The sequence below is a fragment of the Streptomyces sp. WMMB 714 genome, from assembly GCF_900090125.1.
Lineage (GTDB): Bacteria > Actinomycetota > Actinomycetes > Streptomycetales > Streptomycetaceae > Streptomyces > Streptomyces daqingensis.
In genome coordinates this window covers 16,270-39,496 of record NZ_FMHJ01000021.1, presented here as the reverse complement: position 1 = coordinate 39,496, position 23,227 = coordinate 16,270, and the positions used below count along the sequence as shown (strand labels likewise).

The window sequence follows — 23,227 nt, the reverse complement described above, 5'->3', positions numbered from 1 at the left end:
GGACCGGGCGCCCCGTAGCAGCCGGCCGGTCAGGGTGAACGAGCAGACACCGCGTCCCGCTACAACACCCTTCCGCCCTGCACGAGTCGGCTCGGCCGCCGGTCAGTCGCGGCGCAGCGCCTGCCCTCCGAAGCCGCCGGACGCCGGGCCCCGGTTCTGCCCGTCCCACCAGGCGTGGAAGTCCGCCTCCCGCATGGCCCGCCAGTCCGGCGTGCGTACGACCTGCTCCTCGCCCATCCGCCGCGCGAGGCCGACCATCTGCGTACCGACAGTGCTGCGTCCGTCGTCGTAGGCCGTCAGGATCTCCTGCCAGCTCCCCCCGGCGCGCCACGCGCTCTCCAGCGCGGCGGCGTCCTGCAGCGCCTTCACGCTGCCCGCGCCGATGTGCGGCCGGGCGACCGTCGCCGCGTCCCCCGCGAGCATCAGCCGCCCGCGGACGTAACTCGGCACCTCCAGGTCGTAGATGGGCTGGATGAACGTGCGCGCCTCCGGGCTGCGCAGCACGCAGTCCGCCCAGTACGGCGGGAAGTGCTCGGCCACGAGGCCGCGCAGGTGGGCGGTCAGTTCGGCGGCCACCTTGCCGGGCGGCAGCGAGGTGGGGGTCCGCAGCTCCGCGTCGAGGCCCGAACCGGCGGGCGGACGCGTGTAGAGCACCCAGTTCATGCGGTGCCCCTCTTCGCGGTCCGGGATCAGGTACATCATGCAGTGGCCGCCGGGGAAGACGACGGTGCGCGCCTCTTCGTGACCGCCCTCGGGCAGGTCCGCGGGCGCCTCTGACGTGCCGCGCCAGCCCAGGTAGCCGGCGTAGGCGGGAGCGAGCCGGGGGAACATCGCCCGCCGGACGACGGAGCGGTAGCCGTCGGCGCCGATCACGAGGTCGAAGTGCTCCGCGGTGCCGTCCGCGAGGCGCACCGAGGCCCTGCCGGCTTCGGTCGACACCTCCGCGACGTGGGTCTCCGGGCGGAAGTCCGTGCCGTCCGGGACGCGCTGCCTCAACTCGCTCCACAGGGAGCCCCAGTTGTAGGCGCGGAAGGGGAAGGGCTGCCGGGCCATGGTCCGGCCGAGGTCCCCCTTGCCGTCGCGTACGGTCCACAGCCGCCGGGACAGGGGCGCCCAGGGCATGCTCCGCGTCATGTAGCCGGCGGCTTCGAGCTCGGCGAACCGGTCGTCGTGCACGCCGATCCCGACACCGCGGTCGCGCAACTCGCCGCCCGCGCGCTCGAATACGGTCACGTTCCGCGCACCGCCCCGGTACGCGGCCAGCGCCATTGCGCATCCGGCGATGCTGCCGCCGACGATGGCGACCCTGCCTCCACCCATGCGATGTCCCCCTCACCGACTCGCCGACAGAAGAAGGAGGTTCGCACACAGCAGGACGCGCGACGAAGGCGGGGTGCGGCCTCTCCTCCCTCCCGGGCTGCCGCGGCGGCTACTTGACATGACTCAGGGTGAAGTCCGTTGTCGGACAGTCGCGTTGAGCCGGGGTCAGGACACCGGCGGAGGCGCGCCGGTCGCTCCTCGCCGAGACGGCATCGCGTCGTTGATCAGGCTGTCGATGTCGGAGCCGTCGCCCATGTCGATGCAGCCGGGGATCAGACGCGAGACGATCTCCCCGAGGGTCGACTCCTGCACGGTGTCGCCGAAGTCCGCGTCGGGGTCTCCCCAGGCCCGTCCGGCGATCCCCAGGTCCACGCAGTTGAGCATGCGGGCGAACTGCGCGAACGACAGGTCGGTCCGGAGCCGCTGCCCCCGTGCCTCCAGTACCTCCTTGTACAGGCGCGCCCACTCCGACTCCGCGAGGCGGTAAGCGCTCTGGAGCGCCTCCTTGATCACGGGGTCCGCGTCCGCGTACACCGCGGCGTAGAGGTACAGCCGGTGCAGATCCGACTTGAACGCCGCCTGCTGCACCAGGAGCGCCGTCCTGCGGATGGCGGCCGCGAAGTTCCCCGCGGTCTTGAGGTGTTCGACGACTCTCTGGTCCCTGGCGATGTGCAGGGACCAGTGCGCCCGGTACAGCGCAAAGCTGAGCAGGTCGGCGAGGAAGTCCCTGTGCCTGCTCCACCTCACGGTGAACGTACGGGGCGTCACGTCCTTCTCGGGCTTGAATCGCCTGTTGACGGCCTCGGCCACTCTCTCGTAGGAGACCATGTTGCCGACCCTGCAGACGCTCGAGCCAGGAGCGCCCCCCACCTGTACCAGCGGCTCGGAGAACATGCGCTCCAGCTGGTGCAGCCCCCCGAGGACGCACCAGCGGGTCGTCCCGCTCTCGACCTTCCTGCGCCGGGCCTCTTCGTTCTTCCCTGTCACCCGGTGAACGATCGGCCACAACGGGCCGATTTCCTTGTCACTGTCAGACATGGCGTCACTTTCACCGCCTGCGGCTCCACCGGCAAGGTCGGCGGCACTACGTAACAAAGCGTCAGATGCGCTTGCACGCAGTTGAGTTGTGCGTTAGAGGCGACACGCGGAGACTGGTGGACCTTTTCAGACAGCGGTACGGGACACCAGCGCTGTCCGAACGCCCCTCGACGCCTACCGACTCGGCGCTGAGGCGGAGCGACGAGCCTTCGTCCTCCGCCACCACGCTCACACCGGCCCCGGCCGGGGCCAACGCGAGGACGGGCGATCAGCATCGAGATCCCCCAGGCCGACCGTCCCTCCTGAGGCAGACGAGGCGGTGACCCGCGGCACCTGGAGGTGTTCCGCGGGTCACCGCATTCCCGTACCGCGACGAGCTGCTTTCGCAGTCCCCTCGCAAAGAGACTGCGGCCCCCGCGGCAAAGGGACTCAAGGGCGGTCGATATCCCGAAGGCCGGACATGTCGCGGCTCAGCGCCGACTACGCCCGGCCGGAAATGGGGAGGGGCGGCGCGATTTCGACGACCGGTCGCGGCCATTGGGCCCGAGAACGCCTTCCTCCGTGCGCGGAAGGCCCCGTTCCCATTCCCCGCGCGACGGAATACGGCAGCGCCGCCGCGTGGTCCTGACGTCACTCTATGGTGATCCGCGGGTTCGTTATCCGGTCGCAACTCTTCCACCAGCGACAACGTCCGCGCGTAATGCAAGGATGCAGCGCAACTCGCCCTTTCGGGTGCGGCCTGCCGAACGTTCCCCCTGGAGGCTCGAAGTTGTCTGCGCGTAGCCCGATTCGTCCGGTCGCAGTTGCTGTCCCCTTCGCCCTGGCGTGCGGCCTGTTGGCCGGCTGCACCAGCACGAAGTCGTCCGGTGCGGGAGGCTCGGAGATCCAGCTGGTCTCGCAGGGCAAGCTGACGGTGTGCACGCATCTGCCGTACGAGCCCTTCCAGTTCAAGAAGTCCGGCAAGGTCGTCGGCTTCGACGTCGACATGATGGACCTGGTGGCCGACGAGCTCGATGTCGACCAGAAGATCGTGGACACCCCCTGGGAGGGCATCCAGTCCGGCGAGGACCTCAACGCCAACAAGTGCGACGCGGCCGCCGCCGGCATGACCATCAACGACGTGCGCAAGAAGAACCTGGACTTCTCCGCGCCGTACTTCGACGCCACTCAGGCTCTGATCGCCGAGAAGGGCGCCGCGTACTCGTCGCTGAAGGACCTCAAGGGCAAGAAGCTCGGCGTGCAGGCTTCCACCACCGGTGAGGAGTACGCCAAGGAGAAGGCTCCTAAGGGCGTCGAACTCGTCCAGTTCGAGGATGTCGGCCTGCTGCTCACCGCCGTCAAGTCGGGGCAGGTGGCCGCGGGCATCAACGACAACGGCGTGCTCTACGACTACGTCAAGACGAACCCGGACACGGACGTCACCGCCGAGTTCGACACCGGCGAGCAGTACGGCTTCGGCGTGCGCAAGGGGAATTCCGCCCTGCGCAAGCAGATCGACGAGGTGCTGAAGAAGGCCAAGTCCGACGGCACTTACGACAAGATCTACAAGAAGTGGTTCGGCGAGGCGCCCGGAAAGTAGGCCCCGGCCCTGTCCGGAGGCCGGAAGCGCCGGCGAGCAGGCAGCAGTTGAGGAGCGCACACCACATGTCCATGTCCCGCCGGCAGCGGAAGCGGGCCTTCAGGGCCGTCCAGTACGGCGTGCTGGCTCTCGTCGTGATCGGCATGGTCTTCGGCGCCGACTGGGGTGAGATACGCCGCGCCTTCTTCGACCTCGACGTCGCGCAGGCCCAGTTCCCCGGCATCATCACCACCGCCCTGGTCAACACCGTCGTCTACACCCTCCTCGGGTTCGGCTTCGGCCTGGCGCTGGGCCTGATCCTGGCGCTGATGCGGCTGTCCTCGGTGCCGCCCTACCGGTGGCTGGCGACCTGCTACATCGAGTTCTTCCGCGGCGTTCCGGCGCTGCTGGTGTTCATCGCGCTCGGCTTCGGCGTCCCGATCGCCTTCCAGGTCGTCATCAACCAGTACGTCACCGTGATGCTCGCCCTCGGCCTCGTCGGCGCCGCCTACATGGCGGAGACGATCAGGGCCGGCATCCAGGCCGTGCCCAAGGGCCAGGTGGAGGCGGCCCGTTCGCTGGGGATGTCGCAGGGCCGGGCCATGCGCTCGATAGTCATCCCCCAGGCGTTCCGGATCGTCCTGCCGCCGCTGACCAACGAGTTGATCCTGCTGACGAAGGACTCCTCGCTGGTGTATCTGCTCGGCCTGTCCCTCGGCCAGTACGAGCTGGCCAAGTTCGGCCGTGACGCGCTGAACGAGAACCGCAGCCTGACCCCGATCCTCGTCGCCGGGCTGTGCTACCTGATCATCACCCTCCCGCTCGGCCACCTGGTCCGGCGGCTCGAGGCCCGTACCGCGAAAGCCAGGTGACCGAAGGTGACCGCGCACAAGGGAGAAGCGGCCGTCCGCAAGGTGAAGGCGGACGGCCACGAGGACGGCGAGGCCGCGATCCGGGTCGTGGGGCTGCACAAGTCCTTCGGCAAGCTCGAGGTGCTCAAGGGCATCGACTTCACGGTGCGCCGCGGTGAGGTCGTGTGCGTCATCGGCCCGTCCGGCTCGGGCAAGTCGACACTGCTCCGGTGCGTGAACCTCCTGGAGGAGCCGACGGCGGGCAGCGTCTCCCTGTCCGGCACCGAACTGACCGACCCCGACGTGGACATCGACCGGGTCCGGCGCCGCATAGGCATCGTCTTCCAGAGCTTCAACCTCTTCCCGCACCTGTCCGTCCTGGCGAACCTGACCATCGCCCAGCGGCGCGTCCTCGGACGCGGCAAGGACGAGGCGGAGCGGATCGGACGGGCCAATCTCCGGCGGGTGGGGGTCGCCGAGAAGGAGTCGGCCTATCCGGCCCAGCTCTCCGGCGGCCAGCAGCAGCGTGTGGCCATCGCCCGCGCTCTGTCCATGGACCCGGAGCTGATGCTCTTCGACGAGCCGACGTCCGCACTCGACCCCGAACTCGTCGGCGACGTCCTCGCCGTCATGCGCCGTCTCGCGGACGAGGGCATGACGATGATGGTCGTCACCCACGAGATGAGCTTCGCCCGCGAAGTCGCGGACCGCGTGGTCTTCATGGACGGTGGCGTCATCGTCGAGGAAGGACCCCCGGAACGGGTGATCGGCGACCCGCAGCACCAGCGCACCCGCACCTTCCTCCGCCGGGTGCTCGACCCGGCCGCCGCCGAGGTCACCGAGGACGGCGCACCGCTGGCCTGACAGGTGCGGCAGCCGACGCCGGGCCCCGGTGCGTGCGCCGGGGGCGGCGCCGGTCGCCTGCCAAGTGGCGCAAGCCGGCCCGATGTCGAGCACGTGGCGGGGATTCCGAGTGGGCTCAACGCCCACGCCCGGGCGGGGGAAGCGAGCGGCGAAAGGCGTGCGAGATCCGACCACCTGGTTCGACTAGTTCGACTCCGCCGCGGCCAGGAGCGTCTCGGCAGCCCGGGTGCGTACGTACAGCACCTTCCGGCCCGAGCGGTGTGCGCTCACCAGACCGGCGGCGCGAAGTGCCGTCAGGTGCTGGGACGCGCCGCCGGATGTGAGACCTGTGCGGCGGGCGAGGTCGACGGTGGCGGTGGGGAAGGCCAGCTCGGCCAGCAGGAGAGCACGGGAACGGCCGAGGACGCCGCACAGCGCCTCGGAGGCCGGCACCGGGCGGGGTGACCAGAGAGTGCCGACGCCGCGCGGGGGATAGCGAAGGGCGGGCTGCCAAGTCTCCCCGAGCACCGAGAAGATGCGTGGCCAGACGAAGACGGAGGGCACCAGGAGCAGACCGCGGCTGTCGAGGCCGCGCGGCCCGTGGACGGAGCGGTGCGCCAACTGGAGCGTGCCGGCGTCCCAGGTGACCTGGGGGTCGAGGTCCGCGAAGAGGTGCTGGGCGCCGCCTTCCACGAGGCGGCGGGCCCGGTAGGCGATGTCACTCTCGAGGAGCGCCAGTATGCGGGACCAGTACGGGGCGAGCGCCAACTCCCAGTAACCCTCGATCAGTTCCGAGAGCCGGCCGAGCGCGGCAGAAGGATCCGCGCGCAGGGCGTCGATGCGCTCCGGCGGCACGTCCGAGGTCGTACGTATCAGCTCCGGCGACGTGGCGCGCAGACCTGCCAGTTCCACGGCCAGGGAGGGCAGCGGCGTGACCGGCGGAGGACAGAGGAAGGAGGGCAGGCCGCTCCCCCGGGGCAGGCGCCCGGGAGCCGGGACCAGATCGAACAGCGGCCCGAAATCCAGCTCGGATCCCGCCAGTTCGCGCCTGACATGTCGGGTCCACCGCTGATGGAGGCCCTGCTCGTCGGCGCCCTTCAGCACCCGTACGCTCGCCACCACCTCCCACAGCGGGGAGAGCGCGAAGCGGGTGCGGGCGACGTCCTCCGTCGTGAACTCGATCTGGATCATTTAGCCCGAGCTGAATCGTTGGGACGGGGCCGGTGTGCCCCGGCACCGTACCCCGCATGAAGCGATCCTCCGGCTCTCCCTGGCGCAGCGGGGCCTTCCGCGCTCTCTTCACCGCCACCGCCTTCAGCCAACTCGGCACGAACACCGGCTATGTGGCGATCCCGCTCACCGCCGTCTCCGCACTCGACGCCGGCCCCGGACAGGTCGGCGCACTGGCCGCGCTCTCCACCACGGCGTTCCTGCTCATCGGACTGCCTGCGGGCGTCTGGCTGGACCGGATGCGCCGTCGCCGTGTGCTGATCGCCGCCGACCTCGCTCGCGCGGTGCTGCTGGTCTCGATCCCGTTCGCCTGGTGGCTGGACGCACTGACGCTGACTCAGCTGTATGCCGTGGTACTGCTGAACGGCTGCGCCACCGTCTTCTTCGACGTCGGCTCGCAGAGCGTCCTTCCGGAGCTCGTCGGGCGCGACGGCCTGGTCCCGGCGAATGCCGCTGTCGTGAGCCTGACGGCGACCGCCAACATCGCGGGCCGGAGCGCCGGCGGCTTCCTCGTGCAGCTGCTCGCCGCGCCCCTGGCGATCCTGTGCACGTCAGCGGCCTATCTGGCGTCCGCCGTCGGCCTCACCGGTCTCCGTTCCGCGGGAGCACCCGTCGCTGAGCGAACGGAAGGCCGCCGGCTGACCGCCGAAGTGGTGGAAGCGCTGCGACACGTCTTCGGCAGCCGCGAGCTGCGCGCACTCGCATTCACCGCGACGCTCACCAACCTGGGATCGCAAATGGTCAACGCCATGCTGCCCGTGCTGTTCATCCGTGAACTCCGCCTCACCGCAGGTGCCTTGGGACTGTTCTGGGCACTGGGCGGACTCGGCGTCCTGCTCGGCGCCGTCTGCGCCAGGCCCCTCGCCCGGCGTTCCGGCTTCGGCCGGGCACTGGGTCTGGCCGGGCTGTGGTTCGCACCTGCCGGACTGCTCATGGGCCTTGTCGGGCGCGGCCCTTGGCTCTGGCTCGCGGGGGCGGGATGGCTCGCCGTCACGACGAAGACCGGCATCGACAACGTGCTCGCGGTGAGTCTCCGCCAGCGCCTCACGCCGAGTCGGCTGCTGGGCCGGATGAACGCCACTTTCCGTTTCCTGCTCACCGGCGCACTCGCGATCGGCTCGGTACTGGGCGGCCTGCTGGGCGAGTTGATCTCCGTACGCGCCGCGGTCTGGGCCGGGGCGGCGTGCCTGGCTCTGGCCTTCCTCCCCGTCCTCTGCTCCCCCATATCCAGGCTGCGCGAATTGCCCGCACCGCTGGAATCCCCGGGACGGCAGGGGCCGAGCCCGGTCTCGTGAACAGATCGGGGCGAGGGCGCAGGACGAGCGAGTCGACCCGGCCCGTCAGGGTGTGTGCGGAGACCGGGTGGCGAGGTCGAACAGGGTCACCAGCTCGTCCGCGTACGCCGCAAGGTCCAGGTCCGGCTTGGTCCGCAGCAGCAACGGCAGCCCGCCGAGCGAACGTTGGACCGTCGCAGCCATGACGAAGGTGTCGAACTCCCGGAACTCCCCCCGCTCCTGACCGCGCCGCAGAATGCCCTGGATGTGCCCGAGCACGCCGCGGTCGGTGGCCGCGTCGTACGCCGCACCCTTCGCCTCCTCGCGCCCCTCCTCGTCGTGGAGAGCCGCGAAGACCGACTGCAGGGCGCGCATCCGGACGCGGTGGCCGTCGACGAAAGCGACGACGCCGGTGAGGTAGGCGCGCAGCTCGTCCCAGGCGGAGCCGGTGTACGGCCGGGGCGGGACGCCGGGCGGCTGCCGGATCGGGCGGCTCGCCGGCTCCGTGGCCGCCCGTTCGGCCAGGAACTCGTCGATCGAGGCGTAGACGTCGGCCACCACCGCTTCGACCAGCTCGTCCTTCCCGGCGAAGTGGTACGAGATGAGGCGCGTGCTGCTCAGCCCGCCACGCTCGGCGATCCGCGCGAAGGTCGTACGGCGGTAGCCGACGTCGGCGAGGGTCTCGATCGTCGCGGCGATGATCTGCGCGCGGCGCGCCGACGCCGCGGCGGTCCGTTCCGGCGGTGTGACGGGCATGGACAGCTCCTATCCGAGGCGTACGCACTCCCGCAAGTCCCGGTCCGGCCGGGGACGCGCCAATGGCCGAGAGTCAAGAGGCGTTCGGCGTCCGCCTGTTGCCACGTTCTTACTCAGTCAAGTAAATTCTGCCGCATGACGCAGTCAGCGGATGCGGTGGACCGGCCGGCCCAGGACACGTCGACGGCTGGGAGACGCAGAGCGGCCTGGACGCTCGTCGCCCTCGCGCCGGTCAGCGCCGAGGCGACCTTCAGCGGCGTGACCATGCCGGCCATGTGGCTGCTGTTCCCGGGGCTGGTCGTCATGTACGGCGCGGGCGTGCTGTTCCTGCGGGAACTGGTCGTCCGCTCCGGGGGCGGGCTGCCCAGCTTGCTGGTCGCCGGCCTGGTCTACGAACTCGTCGAAGACGGCATCGGCCTCCAGGCACTGACCAGTCCGCACCTGTACAACGCCGCGGAATGGGGACCGCGGGTGCTCGGGTTCAACACCACCTACTGGGAGTCCCAGATCGGGTACCACGCGGTCTTCAGCGTGCTCATTCCGGTGACCCTCGCCGACCTGCTCTTCCCCCGCCACCGAGGCCGTCCCTACCTCCGCCGAGGCGGCCTCCACATCACCGGGTTCGCCGCGGTGACCGGCGTCGCGCTGCTGCGGGTAGTCGTCGCAGGAGGTCAAGACCCCGGGTACCAGGCCCCGTTGACGGTCGTTCTCGGCATCACTGTCGCTGCCGCCGTCCTTCTCCACGTCGGGCTGCGCGTGCTCCCCCGCCGGAGCCCCGCGCCGCGGACGGCCGGACACGCACCACGTCCGGTCTCCGCCGCCGTCGTCGCGGGCCTCGCCGCCGGCTGCTTCCTCGGGCTGCTGATGCCGGCCGGTCTGCCGCCGGACGGACCCGACGGCCCGGCCGTCGGCAGCGGGATGTGGGTCCTGCTGCCGATGGCCCTGGCGGCCACGACCGCGGTCCTCGCCGGACGGCTCGTGCACCGCTGGTCGCGCACCGCCGACTGGTCCGACATGCATCGGATTTGGCTCGTCGGCGGCGCGCTCGTCGGACGGACGCTCTTCGCGGTGGTCACCGCCCCAGCTGCCTACGAGTACGACTGGCAGAGGGCGAGCGTGGCGATCGCCGTCGGCACCGCGATGATCGCCGCCATGGCGTTCCTGCTGGCACGCCTCGGCCGCCGGGTCCGGCGAAGCACAGCCGTGGGCCGACCGCCGGACGCGCCCACCGTCTGCCCGGACCGGCCGGAGCGGCCGGAGCGGCCGGAGAGGTCGGAAGGGCCGGAGGGGTCGGAGCGGCCGGAGCGGTCGTAGCGGTCCGCGTGACGGCCCAGCGGCCCGGCCCCCGGACGCACCGTCCAGGACCAGGCCGACCGGCACCCGCTCCTGGATGCCGGCGTTCTGCCCCTATTGGCAGAAGCGCTTCCCCGTTCGGACGCACCCTTCCAGCCCCGGAGGCGGGCGCTGACCACGGAGATCCCCTTCCCCACCCGCCCGGACGAGCCTCAAGGCCGGAAACCCGGAAACGCGGCACCCGATCAGGCTCAACACTCCTATCGGGGAGAAGAGATGACCTCCACCAGATCCGTCGCCGCGTGCGTCCTCAGTACCGGCATGGCCGCCCTCCTCTGGGCGACCGGTCTCGCCTCGCCGGCATCGGCCGTCCAAGCGGTGATCGTCGTCGGAACACCGAGCGCGACATGTGCGAACCCGCAGCACCCGACCATTCAGGACGGGGTCGACGCGGCGGATGCCGGGGACACCATCCGCGTCTGTCCCGGCACGTACAACGAAGCAGTGAACGTCACCAAGTCGTTGGTCTTCCGCGGAGCACAGGCAGGCGTGGACGCACGCAGCGGCCGCACGAACCCCGCCCGGGAATCCGTCGTCCAACCGCCCGGTGCGTCCACCGGCTTCACGGTGGCGTCCGGGGTCAGCAACGTCACCATCGACGGGTTCACCATTCAGGACTCCGAAGCCGACGGGATCAACACCCTCTCGGCCGGCAGCGGCTTCACCATCAGCAACAACATCGTCACGGGGAACCGGATCGGCATCAACTTCCGTTCTCCGGGGACCACTTCGACCGACTCGCGGATCCGGCGCAACCGGATCGTGGACAACAACAACAGCCTGCCCGCGGGTGGATCGGGCGTCTTCCTGGGTGGCGGCCAGGGAACCGACAACCTTTCGATCACCCAGAACCGCTTCGGCGGCCACGTCAACGCGGACGTCAATACGCAGGGAGTCCTGGGCGGCGGAGACCCTGCGGAAGCTCTGACCATCGCCAGCAACACGAGCGTGGACAGCGCCACTTTCCTCGTACTGATCAACGCCAACAATCCGAGGGTCCAGAGCAATCGGATCTCGAAGGGCCCCGCGGAGCCTTCCGGAAGCGCCATGCTCGTCGACGCGAACACCGATGGCGCTCAGATCCTCGGCAACCAGATCACCGGCGGCCAAGGCACGGGCATCCGGGTAGCGGCACTGTTCGGCCCCGACCCCAGCACCAACATGAGGGTCACGCGGAACACCATCAGGTCCCGCACCGACGGCGTGCTCGTCGAGGCGCTGGACTCCGGCACCTTCTCCTCCAACATCGTCGAGAACAGCACCGCCAACGGCATCCAGGTGGACCCGGCGGTCGCCCCGGTCACGCCCCTGCTGTTCAGCAGCAACATCTCCAGGTTCAACGCGGTGTGGGACGCCAGGGACCAGACGAGCGGCGGAGGCACAGCCGGCACCGCCAACACGTGGAGAGGGAACGTGTGCCCCAAGGACTCCCCTGACGGGATCTGCCGCTGAGGACGACTCCGCGCCGTCCCAGGGCACATGAGCCCGGAAGCTGACAGTGGCCCGCGGAAGAAGCCGAGAGGCGTCTTCCGCGGGCCACCGTCGCCTGCGCCGCCGCAGGCCGGATCAACCGGCCCCCGTACTCAGATGTCGGAGCAGAGCTACCGAAGGAGCCCTGACCTGCACAGACACAGGACTTTCAAAGGGTCGGTGCACAACCGGTGCGCGGTACGGGGCATCCGGCGTCCTGTGCCGAACGTCGTCATCCCGTCCTGCGCCGGTCCACGAAAGTCCGCAACTTGCCGCTCGCCGAGGTCCGTTCGAACGCCGCACCGTCGATGATCTCGATCGAGCACGTGAGGAGGTCCTCCTCTTCGACCGCGGAGCGCAGGCCCGGAACCTCCGCCAGGAAGGCGGCTCGCGCGGCGTCGGCCGGTGGGGCGTAGCGCTCGTCGAGCCGGACGGTGAGCCGCTCCCGCGCCGCCTCGGAGGTGAGCACGATCTGGAGCTCTCCGCGGTAGCCGAGATGCCTCTCGGCGGCGTCGACGAAGCGCCGGTAGTGGTAGGAGTTCGTGCCGATGCGGGCCACATCGCCGTGACGGCCGAGGAGTTCGATCCGCGGGGCGCGGTTGCCGCAAGGGCACGCACCGTCGAGCGCCCGGCCGATGTCGCCGATCTGGTAGCGCTCCAGCCGCTGCCCGGATCGGGCTCGGCTGGTGAAGACCAGCCGCCCCGGTGCACCGGCTCGTACCGGCCGGTCCTCCTCGAGGTCGAGGATCTCCAGGGTGTGCAGGTCGGTCAGCACGTGGTGGACGGAACCGCCGGCATGCTCGCACTGGAACGCCAGCGGCCCGAGATCGGTGCTGCCGTACGCCGCCGACCGGATCACCTCGACGCCGAAGTCGTCGGTGAGGACGCGGCGTTGCTCGGCGGTGAAGTGCTCGCCCCCGTAGTACACCTTCCGGACTCCGCCGTAGGCGCGCAGTGTCTCGCCCTGGGTGTGGAAGAGCTGCCAGAGGTAGGAGGGCATGCCGAAGAGGGTGTCGGCCCGGTAGGCCACCAGGGCTTCCGCGACGGCGGCGAGGTCGGTGCTCGCGGACAGCGGGATCTGAGTGGCGTTCAGCCGCTCCAGTACGGAGAAGAAGCTGATGAAGCCGCCGTACAGGCCGCCGCAGTAGAAGAGGTTGGCGGCGCGGTCGCGGGCAGGGTCGAACCCGGAGTCGATCAGGCCGTTCGCAGCGGCGCGCATCTGGGTGTCGTAGTCGGCGTTGGTGAAGACCGAGAGTGCGGGCGCACCTGTGCTGCCGCCGCTGCGGAAGTACAGGTGGGCGTGTTCCGGGGCCAGGCTCCTCAACTGCTCCTGGACGCCTTCCTTGTCGAGCAGCGGTCCCGTGGGCGGGGCCGGCTGCACGGCCGGAGCCACGAGGTCGTCCAGGCAGGAGGTGGCGGTGAAGCGCTGGTCGGCCTGTACGGCGACGCGCCTGCTGTAGCGCTGCAACGCGTAGACGCCGTCGTGGGGTTCGCCGTCGTAGGCGTCGAGCATGGCGCCTACGGGGGTCACTCGCGTGACACCCGCGGTGACGACGGAGCGGGCGAGCTCCGCCACGTCCGCGCGACTGCCCGCGATCGCCGCGGTCTGGAGGTAGCGCCGCATGGGTCGCAGGGTGGCGGCGATGTCGTGGCGTGGCAGCGGCTTCACCCAGACGCTGCGGTGGAGCGGTGAGGCGGTCATCGCGGGACGGGTGTCGGCGAGGACGCGCCAGGAGCCGTCGTCGGCGGCGACGACCCGGGTCAGCCCCATGTGCTGTTCGAGCCTTGCGACCAGTTCGGTGCCGGTGACCTCGGCGTGCTCGGCGACGTCGAGCGGGGTGCGAGGCAACTTGTCGGAGACTTCGGCCAGTTGGGCCGCGAAGCTGTCCGCGAAGGCGAAGACCTCCTCCGGGGCGTCGGTGTCGAGGTAGACGACCTGAGGGCTGGAGCATGCCTGCTGGTCGAGGCGGCAGACGTCCGCGGCGAGCGCGGACTGGACGGAGGGGTCGCTCCAGGCGTCGCGGGTCAGGTACGCGAAGGAGATCTTGTGGCCCCACTCGACCAGTCGGCAGCCGGGCGGCGTGAGCGCGGCGATGCCGGCCACCGCGTCCTCGCCGCCCCAGACGGCGACCGCGTCCGCCGCGGCGCACAGGGGCTCCAGCCACTCGCGGCGGCTGGAGGGGAAGTTCAGGGCGATGACCCGGCGCCCGAGGATGCCGGTCTCGTCGGCGGCGGCCAGCTCGGCGAGCAGACGCGGAGCGAGCGCTGTGTCGGAGCTGCTGGTCTTCAGCACGTTGAGGTTGCCGGTCAGCAGTCCCTCGACGACGCTCAGCGGCGCCACACCCGCCGCATTGCCCGGCGCGACGTGCACGACGAGGCCGAGCGGCGCCCACGCCTCGTAGACGGTCTCCCGCGCGTCGGGCCGGGTGAGCCGCTCCGGGCGGAGCCCGCCGAGTTCGCGGCGTAGCTTGCGCTCCAGCGCCGGGCGGCTGATGGCCTCCGCCAACTCGGCGAGCAGGGAAGCCGCCTCCTCCGGTTCCGTGCCGCCCTCGGTGAGGCAGTCCGTCAGACGGGCGTGGACCGGGTCGTCGGGGGTGCGCAGTGCCTCGGAGAGCCGCTCGCAGGCGCTCAGCACGATGTCGGTGGGCAGCTGTTCCGCCATCGTGCGCTCGGTGAGGGCGGGCAGGTCGGCGAGGAGCTCGGCGGCCTTCGCGTCGTCGATGAACGCGCCCTGCCACAGGTGGAGTTCGCCGGTCGCCCCAGGGGTCGGTGCGCTGGTCATGACATTCCCTTCAGAAGTTCGGCGGCGGCCACCGCACAGCTGCGGTTGCGGCTCACTCCGGCCCGGCCGTGGACGGTGAACCACGGGGTCGGCTGGGCGCAGCCGCATTCCTCGCCGGGGTGCAGAGAGGCGAGGTCGCCCATGAGCACGCTCTGCGCCGGTACCGAGGTGATGTACGGGGAGACGAGGTGGAGGTAGCCGCGCTCGCCGTGGGGCAGCGGTTCGAGGGTGGCGGTGTCGCGTACGGCGGCACGGGACCACACCGGTACGTGCAGCCGGTGCCGTTCGCACTCGACGTAGGGCACGCAGTGCTCGACGGACCCGAAGGTGTCGCGGATCCGCTCGGAGGGGATGCCGAGGTGCTCGGTGACCTCCGCGTAGAAGGCGTCCTTGCCGATCTGGCGGTCGGCGTGGCCCTTCCAGCCGCCGCCGAGCACGACGAGCGAGTCCGGCGGCAGCTGCACCGGGGGGATCCCCAGCGCACGCATGCGTTCCAGGGTGAAGTGGAGGAAGGCCGGGAAACCGAAGATCCGTACCGGTAGCCCCTCGTCGGCGTACCGCTGGAGCGCCTCGATGCAGCCGCGCACGTCGAACTCGTGTCCCGTGCCGGTGTGGCGCAGGGCGTGAGTGGTGTCCTCGGCCGGTGCGAAGTCGCACAGGTAGTTGTCGGTGAAGGACGTGCCGAGCTTCAGCGTGGGTGCGGGCTCATAGCTGTAGAGCAGGTAGTTGACGGGCCGGTCCGGGGTGATCCACCCGTAGTGGTCGAAGACGCGGGCCACCATGCGCTGGGCGGAGCGGATGGTCCACTCGTCGAAGAACATCTGCGACTTCTGACCGGTGGTGCCGGACGAGGTGAGGTGGAGGGAGACCTCATCCCGGGGGACGGAGAGCACCTCGTGGCGCTTGAAGAAGTTGGCGTGCACCAGCGGGGCGCGGACGTCCGTGCCCACGTCGGCGGACGGCGCCTCGGGCACGTCGGTCAGCAACGACCGGAAGAACGGGGAGCGTTCGGCATGCCATGCGTTGCTCTCGTCCATCGCGGCGGCGAAGAGGGCGTCGGTCCCCGGGCCCTGTTCGTAGGGTGCCGCGAGGTCGCACAGTTGCTGGACGTGCCGCAGCGACGACGGGTCGGGGACCTCGACGGGAAGCAGATGGCGGTTCATGAGACAACCTCGTGAAGGGGAAGGTACGTCGCGGTCCAGGCCCTCAGATACGCGCTCAGGTACGGCTGGACCAGCGAACTGACGGCGGTGGTGCGGAAGTCGATCTGGCGGTTGGTCCGCGAGAGCACGACGTAGTCGTGGAAGCGGTCGCCGAGACGGCGCATGGCCGGATAGAGCGCGCTGGGCACGAATCCCGCGGCCAGGAAGGCGCTGAGCCCCGCGGTGTCGGAGAGGGGAAGCAGCGTCTCGACGTAGTCCACGCCGGTACGGGTGACCGCCGTCATCAGTGGTTCCAGGGCGTGCGCCATGGCGACGGGGTAGGGGTGCACCGCGATGAGTGAGCAGCTTCCGGTGACCGGGTCCAGATCCGCGTATGCCTCGAACTCGCCGTTCTCCGGGGTGAGGATCGCGTTCGGGGAGTGCAGCGGGAAGAAGCGTCCGGCCGGGTCGGGGAAGTGTTCGAGGAAGCGGCGGTTGACGAAGTGGCGGGCGGTGACGATCTCCATGGCCGTGGTGGAGGGGACGACCGGCCCGGAGAGCAGGCCGGTGCCGGGCGCCTCGACGGGGCGGACGCTCGCGTAGTCGAGGCCCGAGGTCTCCTCCGCGGCGCTGAGGAGCGGAGCCAGCTGGGCCGGCACGCAGGGCACGTGCTCGCGGCGGTTCAGCACGTCGTCGGCGAACAGGACGAAGAGGGCGAGGGTTTCACAGCCCGCCACTTCGACGGCGTTGGGCATCAACCCCAGGGGGCGAAAACCGTTGCGCACCACGACGTGCTGCGGGCCTTCGGTCACCACCCGCACCGTTGCGTAGATCGAGTCGAGGGAACCGGTGGCCAGGGCGTCGGCGCAGACCGCGCCGGTCAGCCGGCCGGCCAGCCCGCCCTCGCGGTGGACGGGATGGACGACGAGTCCGACGATCTTGCCGATCCGGCTCCCGGGATCGGCCTGTACGACCACGGAGCCTGCCAGTTCCCCGGTGCCGGGCTTGCGTGCGACCAGCCAGTGCGTGTGCGGATCGGTGATGAGCCGCCGCATTTCGGCGGGGTCGCTGCCGAGCGGCACCGGGTATCCGTGGCCGTAGACGTCGAAGTACAACTGCCGCAGTTCCGCGACGTCCTGGAGGACAGCGGGGGCGATCGTGGCGGTCATCGTGCTCCTCCTTCAGCAGTGGCAGTGGCAGTCACGGTGGCGGTTGCCGTCGAGGTGGCGGTTGCCGTCGGAGTGGCGGCGGCAACCGTGGTGACCGGCGCGGTCGTCTGCTCGGCGGCTGTTGCCGCCGCCCTGCGGCCGGGCGGATCCGTCCGCCCGTCGGCGGCTCTCCCGCGGGCGCCCGTCCACCACAGGAGAAGTGCCACAGGCACCAGTCCCATCGCCTGGACCAGGCAGAGGGTGCGCGGCGAGATCTGGTCGCCCAGGACGCCGAACAGCAGGGAGGCGAGCGGGAAGGTCGCCCCGAGCAGCGACTGCATGACCGCGAAGAACCCCGGCTTGTCCGCGGGCGGTACGAGCCGCTGGAAGAGGGCCACGAACCGGACGCCGACAGCGCCCACGCACCATCCCGCGACGACCATGGCCGCCGCGTAGGCGGTCCGGTCCGCGAACACGCCCGGAAGGGCGAACGAGGCCGCCATGAGTCCCAGGCAGACGGCGCCGACCGTGGTCGGGCGCCCCGGCAGCCGGCCGCCGGTGAACGACCCGGCGAGGGTGCCGACGCCGAGCGACGCTTCCAGCAGCGCCACGGTCGAACCGTCGGCACGCAGCACGGAGGCGGTGTAGAGCGGCATGACGACGAAGACGGCCGTGGTGAAGACGTTCGCCGCGGCGAAACTGAGCAGCACCCGCCGGATGAACGGCAGTTCGGCGAGGATCCGGCGCAGCGTACGCCGCGGAGCGGCGGGCTGGGCGCTGCCCCGTTCCGGCTCCCCGGCGGGCCCTGCCGCCGCTCCCGCGTCCCGCGTCCCCTCGACTCCCGTCCCGCGGGGCGCCGTTCGGGGGAAGCGTGTGACTCCGATCAGCCCGGCGGCCAGCAGGTACGCGCCGGCGCATCCGGCGACGATGCCCGGCAGCCCCCAGGCGTCGACCACGAGCGGGCCGAGGAGGCCGCCGGCCAGCCCCGCGAGGGATTGCGTGGACAGCTCGAAGCCGGTCGCCGCCTCGATGTCGGCGTCGTCGACGAGTTCGGGCACGGACGTGGTCAGACAGGGGTCGAACAGGGCCTGGCAGCCCGACAGGAGCAGAGCCGCGCCGTAGGCGACGCCCATCGGCAACGGAGTCGTGAACGCCCACGCCGCGGTGCACGCGGCGACCAGTCCGGCCCCGGCGGCCGCCGCGGCCATGACGGACCGGTACGGGTTGCGGGCGATGACGGCGGCGACCACGGGGGCCAGGGCGACCGCGGGGAGCGTGCTCACGGCGAGGAACGCACCGGAGGCGAGGCCCGGTTCGGAGTGGGCGGCGTACTGGACGAGCCACCAGACGATGCCGACCTGGAACATCCGGGCTGAGGCCTGAGTGAGGACCTGGGCGATCCACACGGCGCCGAAGGCGGGGTTGCGCAGGACGACGGGCAGCCGCCGGCGACGTCCCTTCACCGCGCTCACGCGTGCGGGCGTTCGTCGATGGCCCGGATCAGCTTCCCGGAGCGGGTGTTGACGGAGAGGTCGGCATGCCGCACCCACTCCACGGCCATCGGGTGGATGTGCCGGGCGGCGACCGCCGCTTCGTACATCGGGCGGGCCGCCCGGAACGCCTTGTCCAGGGCCGCGGTGAGTTCGGGCCGCTCGTCGTCCCGGAGGTCGGAGCCGAGGCGCAGCACCAGCCCGTCGCGGTCCTCCCAGCGGCGCACCACCAGTTGAACGCCGGTGATGCTGCCCGCGGGGTCGACCGACCGCACCAGGTCGTGCACGTCCTGGGTGTGCAGCGCCACCGGGCCTACGCGGAGCCCCTCTTCGGCGCGCCCGAGAATGCGGAAGTGCCCGGATGTGGTGCAGGTCCACTCGGCGCGGTCACCGACGGGGTAGCGCAGGACCGGCATCAGGCGCCGGCGCAGGTCCGTGACGACGACGCGGCCGGGGACGCCGGCGCGGGTGATGGGCTCTCCGCTGTGCTCGTCCAGGATCTCCACCACGGTCTGCGGAGTGAAGGCGCGGTGCAGCCGCGGGTCACTCCCCGGCACGGCAGCGCCCACGAGTCCGGCGTCCACGGCGGCGTAACCAATGGAGGCGACACGGGCGTTGGGAAAGGCCGTCGCCAACAGGCGCTGCTGGTCGCTGAAGATGCTCTCACCGCCGAAGAACAGCGTGGTCACCTGGGGCAGTTCGCGACCGTCGGCCCGCAGATGCTCGGCGAGGGAGCAGAACGTCGTCGGGGTCCCGGCGAGCACCTCGACGTCGAACTGCTCCAGCGTGCCGACGATCGAGGGCAGGGGCGCGGCGCCTCCGATCGGAAGGCGGACGTTGGCGACGGGGGCCCGGTGCAGTGCGTCCAGGATGAAGGTGAAGCTGGCGTAGAGATCACCCGTGTAGAAGAGGTCGGCGACCCGCTGACCGGGCCGCAGACCGGCCTCGACCAGCCCGGCGCCGAAAGCCGTGGTGAACTCGTGCCATTCCTCCCGGGTGTAGAAGGAGAACTTCGGCGCACCGGTGGTCCCACCGCTCTTGAAGACCACTGCCTCGTCGAGCGGGCCGGTCAGCAGCGTGTTTCCGCGAGGGGTGTTGGCCTGCCAGAACTCGGTCTGAGGTATGACCGGGAGTTCGGTGAGCTCATTCACACCGTCGGGCACACCGGAGTAGAGCTCTGCGTAGAAGGATGAATTACGGCGGACGAAGCGTACGAGTTCCGCGAGTGACTGAACGGGCATAGTTCCTCTGCTTTGCGGCATGCGAAGGAGGACGGCGTCCCGGAAGTGCGAACACCGTTGAGGTTTGGTGTGGTTCAGCTGCTGGTCAGGCAGTACAGCGTTCTACGGCCGGTCCCGGAGGTTTCACGGGCGGACGGAGTTCCATCCAGAAGGCCCTGTACGGAAGCCTCGCTTCCCTACCGGCCAACTCTGGTTTGCTACTTGCTGCTTGAGGCTTGCGCCGACACATGACGTTAACACTCTTCACACACCCCGATTACACCCTGCACCGCGCCGCGACGGTGAGTTACATCTCATGGCCGGGGAATTGTCGGGACAGCGGCGATACCTCCCGAATGAGCTTCACCAGCATTGTCGAAGCGATCCCCGCACGAAGCCCCGCACATAGCCCCGCACATAGCCCCGCACGTGGGTGACCGGTCCGCAGGAGGACGGGCTGGGGGCCGGGCTGGGAGCTGACCTTGACTTAAAGTTCAGTTGAGGTTGCACGGTGGGTGCTCTTCTGCAGATCTACTGAAGGAGCAGTCATGCACGCCGTCGTGCTGCACGAGTTCGGGCCCGCTGAGAATCTCCGGTATGAGACGGTGCCCGATCCGGTACCGGGATCGGGGCAGGTCCGCGTCTCAGTGAGGGCCGCGGGTGTCCACCAGATCGAGACGGCCATGCGGGAAGGGCTGGAGATCGGTCCGCCCCTGCCCGAGCTTCCGGCGATCTTCGGGGGCGAGGTGGCCGGCATCGTCGACGAGGTCGGGCCGGACGTGGACGAGGCATGGATCGGCTCCAAGGTGGTGTCCGCGAACGGCAGCCCCGGGGGCTACGCCGAGTTCGCTGTCGTCGACGTCGCATCCCTGCACCGGATTCCGGCCGGACTGGGGTACGAGGCCGCCGTCACCATGATCGTCACCGGCACCACCACCATCGGCTTGCTCGACATCGCCGAACTCACCCCCGGCGACGTGGTCTTGATCACCTCCGCGGCGGGCGGTGTGGGCCGCCTGGTCGTCCAGTTCGCGCGCCGTCTCGGCGCGACGATCATCGGCGCAGCGGGCGGCCCGGCCAAGACGACGGCCGTGCGGGAGCTGGGGGCCGACGTCGCTGTCGACTACAACCTGCCGGACTGGACCGGCACCGTCCGCAAAGCCCTGGGCGAGCGCGGCGTCACGGTCGTGCTGGACGGCGTCGAGGGCGACAAGGGCCGGGCCGCCTTCGGGCTGCTGGCCGCAGACGGGCGCTACATCACCATCGGCGCGGCCTCCCGGGAGGAGTTCCGCCCCGGCGAGGCAGAGCTGAAGGAGCGCGGCGTGCAGTTCACCGACGCACTGGACCTGCTGCTGGAGGGCCAGGACACACCCACCGACGAAGCCCGCGCGCTCGCGGCAGCCGCCGACGGGAGCCTCGCGCCCGCCTTCCAGACCTTCCCTCTCTCCGAGGCCGCAAGGGCACATGCCGCCATGAAGGCCAGGGAGACGACAGGCAAGGTCGTCCTCGTCCCATAACGCGAGCCCGTGGCGCGCCCTGGCCACCCGCTACGACAAGACCGCCCCCGGTAATCCGCTCATCTGACGCCTCAGACTGATTCGCCGAGACCGACCGTCCTGGATCTAGGCTCGTCCCCATGACTCATGGGGATATGCGCTACGGACACTGCGGGGCGTGCGGCGAAGACGAGGTGTACCGGGGCGAGTACGTGGCGCAGGCCGGGCTCCGCGGGCCCGGAACGGGCAAGCTCGGGGCGAAGCAACCGGTGTTCGACGCCTACGTCTGCGCGGCCTGCGGGAATACCCAACTGCACATGCAGCTGGACGCGAAGATGTCGTCGCACATCCGACAGAAGCTCGCCTGGATACCGCCGCAGCAGAGTATGGGTTAGCTCTCGACCTCGTGCGGTTTCCCCCGCAGCTGTTGTGCTGCTGGTGCTCTGCGGTATCGACGCGACGGAGCACGAGGTGGACGACCCAGAAACGTTGCTGGTGCCGGGACGGTGTCTCCGGAATGCCTTGGTGCACGGCATTCCCACTTCCTTCGCGATCGTTGAGTCCGCGCGAGTGCCCGGAGTTCCTGAGCGGCAGCGCACTGGCCCCCCAGGACAGGGGCTTCAGGTCCAAGCCCTCGCTTGCGGTTCCCAGATTCGTTGCGTGGCGGTGCCGGTGAGGAGCGGGTCGGCGAAGTCCGCGACGAGGGCGACCAACTCCGTGAGGTTTCCGGGATGGTCTTCGGCTGAGGGGCCCTGGCGACGCAGCCAGGCGGTGTACGGAGCTTGACGACGCGTCGGCAGGTCGGTGATGGCGCTGCTGAGTGGGCGTAGCCGGATGGCTCGATGTTCGGCGGTCGCGGTGAGGGCATCGATGAGTTCGCTGCCGTCGAGACGGTGCCGGGTGATCAGCTGGTGGAGGTCTGCGTAGTCGCGGTCCCGAGTGTTGAGATCTCCGAGAGCGACGGCGGTGGACAGCTTCTCCGCGATGACGGTCGCGATCGGGTAGCCGTAGAGCGGGAAGGGCGTTCCTTCCAGGGTCTGCGGGTAATCGATCAGCTCTGGCTCGGGAGTCACCGGATCGCCGAAGCTGACGTCGAGTTGGAGCTTGAGTCGCGCCCGGCTGAGACTCGCGGCCATGGTCAGGCGGAGTCCGTGGTATTCGTCGTCCTGACGGATGGGCACGACGGACAGGCTTGTGGAATCGAAGACGACCCCGTCGTCGGCCTCGGTGGCGGCGATAGCGGCGATGCGGCGGGTGATCTCGCCTTCGTCACCGGAGAACGAACGGCCGAGGATGTCAATGTCGCGCGTCATGCGACGGGCGCCGAACTGGGCGAGCAGTAGGCCGCCCTTCAGTACGAAGTGCCGACCGCCCTCGGGGTGATAGCTCAACCGGAACAGAAAGCGTTCCAGGACGTATTCGAGCATCAGCTGGTCGCTTGGGCGTCCGGTGCGGCGGGCAAGGTTGCGCAGGTCGTTGTAGATGCGCCCGGCGGTTGTGTCGCGGGTGGGGTTGGCCATCAGGCGAGCACCGCTTCGATAGCTGGGCGGATGGTGGACAGGGCACCGAGTGTCTGAGCCGCTTCCTGAAGGTCGGCGACGCCGCCCTGTCCATGCCGGCGCAGGTAGCGGTTGAGGGCGCTAAGCGCGAGGGGCCTGCCTGCGGTCCCGCCGAGGCGCATGGCATCCACGACGGAACGGGCGGGGCTGTAAACGGGGATGGTCTCGCCGGGAGCGGCTTCCAACCGGTCGATCGCGTAGCCGAAGGTATCCGCAGCATATTGGGACGTCCGGGTCGCGGGATAGGCGATCACCGGGCGGTGTGTGCCCCGTGGCACCGCGATGTGCACCTCGTACGGGATGTCGTCGATCAGTTCGTGCAGCGCCAGTGCGGACTCCCCACATACGACCGCGTGCGGCGCCCGGGTGCAGACTGCGAGGACGTCGACGTGGGCTGTCGGCGCCGCGTCGGCCCGACGGTAGACACCTCGGGAAATCTCCTCGATTTCATCGGCGGAGGCCAAGGTGGCCAGATCTCGTGAGGGGAGCCCAGCGGTGCGGGCCTGGCGCGAGGTGAAGGTCGGAGGCAAGCCCGCCAGGCGTTGCATGAGGCGGTCGGTGGGCTTGGGCATGTATCAAATCCTACCCAGGTTCGCCGGGGATGGGCAGGATTCGGTACACGTGCCAGGACGCGAGGCGGCAGTCGCCTCCCGCTGCAATTACTCTCCGCAACTACCTGTCGGTGCTCCCCACGGTC

Annotated in this window: 19 protein-coding genes; 8 read left to right on the top strand and 11 right to left on the bottom strand. The window is 70.1% G+C overall.

Annotation, left to right across the window (positions count from 1 at the left end; all coding sequences use genetic code 11):
- Positions 1–102: 102 nt before the first annotated feature.
- Positions 103–1,320: an FAD-dependent monooxygenase gene (locus H181DRAFT_RS27595; RefSeq protein WP_045867176.1), complete on the bottom strand. Its 1,218-nt coding sequence runs from the start codon at positions 1,318–1,320 to the stop codon at positions 103–105.
- Positions 1,321–1,485: 165 nt separating this feature from the next.
- Complete coding sequence (locus tag H181DRAFT_RS27590) at positions 1,486–2,358, bottom strand: hypothetical protein (protein WP_139131768.1); 873 nt, start codon at positions 2,356–2,358, stop codon at positions 1,486–1,488.
- Between the two features lie 787 nt (positions 2,359–3,145).
- Here H181DRAFT_RS27590 and H181DRAFT_RS27585 point away from each other — a divergent pair.
- From H181DRAFT_RS27585 to H181DRAFT_RS27575, 3 genes are all read left to right on the top strand, one after another.
- Positions 3,146–3,937: a basic amino acid ABC transporter substrate-binding protein gene (locus H181DRAFT_RS27585; RefSeq protein WP_254666992.1), complete on the top strand. Its 792-nt coding sequence runs from the start codon at positions 3,146–3,148 to the stop codon at positions 3,935–3,937.
- Positions 3,938–4,002: 65 nt separating this feature from the next.
- Positions 4,003–4,788: an amino acid ABC transporter permease gene (locus tag H181DRAFT_RS27580; RefSeq protein ID WP_045867173.1), complete on the top strand. Its 786-nt coding sequence runs from the start codon at positions 4,003–4,005 to the stop codon at positions 4,786–4,788.
- Between the two features lie 42 nt (positions 4,789–4,830).
- Positions 4,831–5,631: an amino acid ABC transporter ATP-binding protein gene (locus H181DRAFT_RS27575; RefSeq protein WP_045867195.1), complete on the top strand. Its 801-nt coding sequence runs from the start codon at positions 4,831–4,833 to the stop codon at positions 5,629–5,631.
- Between the two features lie 183 nt (positions 5,632–5,814).
- Here the strand turns inward: H181DRAFT_RS27575 and H181DRAFT_RS27570 are convergent, their stop codons facing one another.
- Positions 5,815–6,801, bottom strand: a complete 987-nt coding sequence (locus H181DRAFT_RS27570; protein ID WP_045867172.1) for an ArsR/SmtB family transcription factor — start codon at positions 6,799–6,801, stop codon at positions 5,815–5,817.
- A gap of 56 nt (positions 6,802–6,857) precedes the next feature.
- Between H181DRAFT_RS27570 and H181DRAFT_RS27565 the strand changes: the two genes are divergently transcribed.
- Entirely contained in the window at positions 6,858–8,135 is a 1,278-nt protein-coding gene (locus H181DRAFT_RS27565) for an MFS transporter (RefSeq protein WP_045867194.1), read from the top strand.
- A 45-nt stretch (positions 8,136–8,180) separates the two neighbouring features.
- On the opposite strand, the gene H181DRAFT_RS27560 is transcribed toward H181DRAFT_RS27565, so the two are convergent.
- The gene (locus tag H181DRAFT_RS27560; RefSeq protein WP_045867171.1) at positions 8,181–8,870 is read right to left on the bottom strand and encodes a TetR/AcrR family transcriptional regulator; all 690 of its coding nucleotides are present in this window, start codon (positions 8,868–8,870) and stop codon (positions 8,181–8,183) included.
- 135 nt (positions 8,871–9,005) lie between these two features.
- Here H181DRAFT_RS27560 and H181DRAFT_RS28615 point away from each other — a divergent pair, with 135 nt between their 5' ends.
- Positions 9,006–10,184, top strand: a complete 1,179-nt coding sequence (locus tag H181DRAFT_RS28615; RefSeq protein WP_175439840.1) for a hypothetical protein — start codon at positions 9,006–9,008, stop codon at positions 10,182–10,184.
- Between the two features lie 255 nt (positions 10,185–10,439).
- Positions 10,440–11,675 carry a right-handed parallel beta-helix repeat-containing protein gene (locus tag H181DRAFT_RS27545; protein ID WP_045867170.1) on the top strand — a complete coding sequence of 412 codons (1,236 nt, stop codon included), beginning with the start codon at positions 10,440–10,442 and terminating at the stop codon, positions 11,673–11,675.
- A 250-nt stretch (positions 11,676–11,925) separates the two neighbouring features.
- Here the strand turns inward: H181DRAFT_RS27545 and H181DRAFT_RS27540 are convergent, their stop codons facing one another.
- Genes H181DRAFT_RS27540 through H181DRAFT_RS27520 form a run of 5 tightly spaced genes read right to left on the bottom strand, consistent with a single transcriptional unit; the run spans position 11,926 to position 19,496 of the window.
- On the bottom strand, positions 11,926–14,475 hold the full coding sequence (locus H181DRAFT_RS27540) for an acyl-CoA reductase (RefSeq protein ID WP_045867169.1): 2,550 nt from the start codon (positions 14,473–14,475) through the stop codon (positions 11,926–11,928).
- Positions 14,472–15,638, bottom strand: coding sequence for a LuxE/PaaK family acyltransferase (locus tag H181DRAFT_RS27535; RefSeq protein ID WP_045867168.1), 1,167 nt, complete (start codon positions 15,636–15,638; stop codon positions 14,472–14,474). The genes H181DRAFT_RS27540 and H181DRAFT_RS27535 overlap by 4 nt, the downstream gene beginning before the upstream one ends.
- The gene (locus tag H181DRAFT_RS27530) at positions 15,635–16,786 is read right to left on the bottom strand and encodes a GNAT family N-acetyltransferase (RefSeq protein ID WP_045867167.1); all 1,152 of its coding nucleotides are present in this window, start codon (positions 16,784–16,786) and stop codon (positions 15,635–15,637) included. The genes H181DRAFT_RS27535 and H181DRAFT_RS27530 overlap by 4 nt, the downstream gene beginning before the upstream one ends.
- Positions 16,783–18,237 (bottom strand): MFS transporter, encoded by a 1,455-nt coding sequence (locus H181DRAFT_RS27525; RefSeq protein ID WP_254666991.1) that lies wholly within the window; start codon positions 18,235–18,237, stop codon positions 16,783–16,785. Before H181DRAFT_RS27525 ends, H181DRAFT_RS27530 begins: the two co-directional genes overlap by 4 nt.
- Positions 18,234–19,496, bottom strand: coding sequence for a phenylacetate--CoA ligase family protein (locus H181DRAFT_RS27520; protein WP_045867166.1), 1,263 nt, complete (start codon positions 19,494–19,496; stop codon positions 18,234–18,236). Before H181DRAFT_RS27520 ends, H181DRAFT_RS27525 begins: the two co-directional genes overlap by 4 nt.
- Before the next feature lie 527 nt (positions 19,497–20,023).
- Between H181DRAFT_RS27520 and H181DRAFT_RS27515 the strand changes: the two genes are divergently transcribed.
- Positions 20,024–20,992, top strand: coding sequence for a zinc-binding dehydrogenase (locus tag H181DRAFT_RS27515; protein ID WP_045867165.1), 969 nt, complete (start codon positions 20,024–20,026; stop codon positions 20,990–20,992).
- 119 nt (positions 20,993–21,111) lie between these two features.
- On the top strand, positions 21,112–21,366 hold the full coding sequence (locus H181DRAFT_RS27510; RefSeq protein WP_139131767.1) for a hypothetical protein: 255 nt from the start codon (positions 21,112–21,114) through the stop codon (positions 21,364–21,366).
- Between the two features lie 225 nt (positions 21,367–21,591).
- Here the strand turns inward: H181DRAFT_RS27510 and H181DRAFT_RS27505 are convergent, their stop codons facing one another.
- On the bottom strand, positions 21,592–22,491 hold the full coding sequence (locus H181DRAFT_RS27505; protein ID WP_045867163.1) for a nucleotidyl transferase AbiEii/AbiGii toxin family protein: 900 nt from the start codon (positions 22,489–22,491) through the stop codon (positions 21,592–21,594).
- Positions 22,491–23,102 carry a type IV toxin-antitoxin system AbiEi family antitoxin domain-containing protein gene (locus H181DRAFT_RS27500; protein ID WP_052708785.1) on the bottom strand — a complete coding sequence of 204 codons (612 nt, stop codon included), beginning with the start codon at positions 23,100–23,102 and terminating at the stop codon, positions 22,491–22,493. The genes H181DRAFT_RS27505 and H181DRAFT_RS27500 overlap by 1 nt, the downstream gene beginning before the upstream one ends.
- Positions 23,103–23,227: the final 125 nt, after the last annotated feature.

Bases quoted from the DNA above. Each gene is read 5' to 3' on its own strand.
- H181DRAFT_RS27515 (WP_045867165.1), top strand. From the start codon at position 20,024: ATGCACGCCGTCGTGCTGCACGAGTTCGGGCCCGCTGAGAATCTCCGG.
- H181DRAFT_RS27535 (WP_045867168.1), bottom strand. From the start codon at position 15,638: ATGAACCGCCATCTGCTTCCCGTCGAGGTCCCCGACCCGTCGTCGCTG.
- H181DRAFT_RS27505 (WP_045867163.1), bottom strand. From the start codon at position 22,491: ATGGCCAACCCCACCCGCGACACAACCGCCGGGCGCATCTACAACGAC.
- H181DRAFT_RS27530 (WP_045867167.1), bottom strand. From the start codon at position 16,786: ATGACCGCCACGATCGCCCCCGCTGTCCTCCAGGACGTCGCGGAACTG.
- H181DRAFT_RS27520 (WP_045867166.1), bottom strand. From the start codon at position 19,496: ATGCCCGTTCAGTCACTCGCGGAACTCGTACGCTTCGTCCGCCGTAAT.
- H181DRAFT_RS27570 (WP_045867172.1), bottom strand. From the start codon at position 6,801: ATGATCCAGATCGAGTTCACGACGGAGGACGTCGCCCGCACCCGCTTC.
- H181DRAFT_RS27580 (WP_045867173.1), top strand. From the start codon at position 4,003: ATGTCCATGTCCCGCCGGCAGCGGAAGCGGGCCTTCAGGGCCGTCCAG.
- H181DRAFT_RS28615 (WP_175439840.1), top strand. From the start codon at position 9,006: ATGACGCAGTCAGCGGATGCGGTGGACCGGCCGGCCCAGGACACGTCG.
- H181DRAFT_RS27500 (WP_052708785.1), bottom strand. From the start codon at position 23,102: ATGCCCAAGCCCACCGACCGCCTCATGCAACGCCTGGCGGGCTTGCCT.
- H181DRAFT_RS27540 (WP_045867169.1), bottom strand. From the start codon at position 14,475: ATGACCAGCGCACCGACCCCTGGGGCGACCGGCGAACTCCACCTGTGG.
- H181DRAFT_RS27510 (WP_139131767.1), top strand. From the start codon at position 21,112: ATGACTCATGGGGATATGCGCTACGGACACTGCGGGGCGTGCGGCGAA.
- H181DRAFT_RS27560 (WP_045867171.1), bottom strand. From the start codon at position 8,870: ATGCCCGTCACACCGCCGGAACGGACCGCCGCGGCGTCGGCGCGCCGC.
- H181DRAFT_RS27590 (WP_139131768.1), bottom strand. From the start codon at position 2,358: ATGTCTGACAGTGACAAGGAAATCGGCCCGTTGTGGCCGATCGTTCAC.
- H181DRAFT_RS27545 (WP_045867170.1), top strand. From the start codon at position 10,440: ATGACCTCCACCAGATCCGTCGCCGCGTGCGTCCTCAGTACCGGCATG.
- H181DRAFT_RS27565 (WP_045867194.1), top strand. From the start codon at position 6,858: ATGAAGCGATCCTCCGGCTCTCCCTGGCGCAGCGGGGCCTTCCGCGCT.
- H181DRAFT_RS27595 (WP_045867176.1), bottom strand. From the start codon at position 1,320: ATGGGTGGAGGCAGGGTCGCCATCGTCGGCGGCAGCATCGCCGGATGC.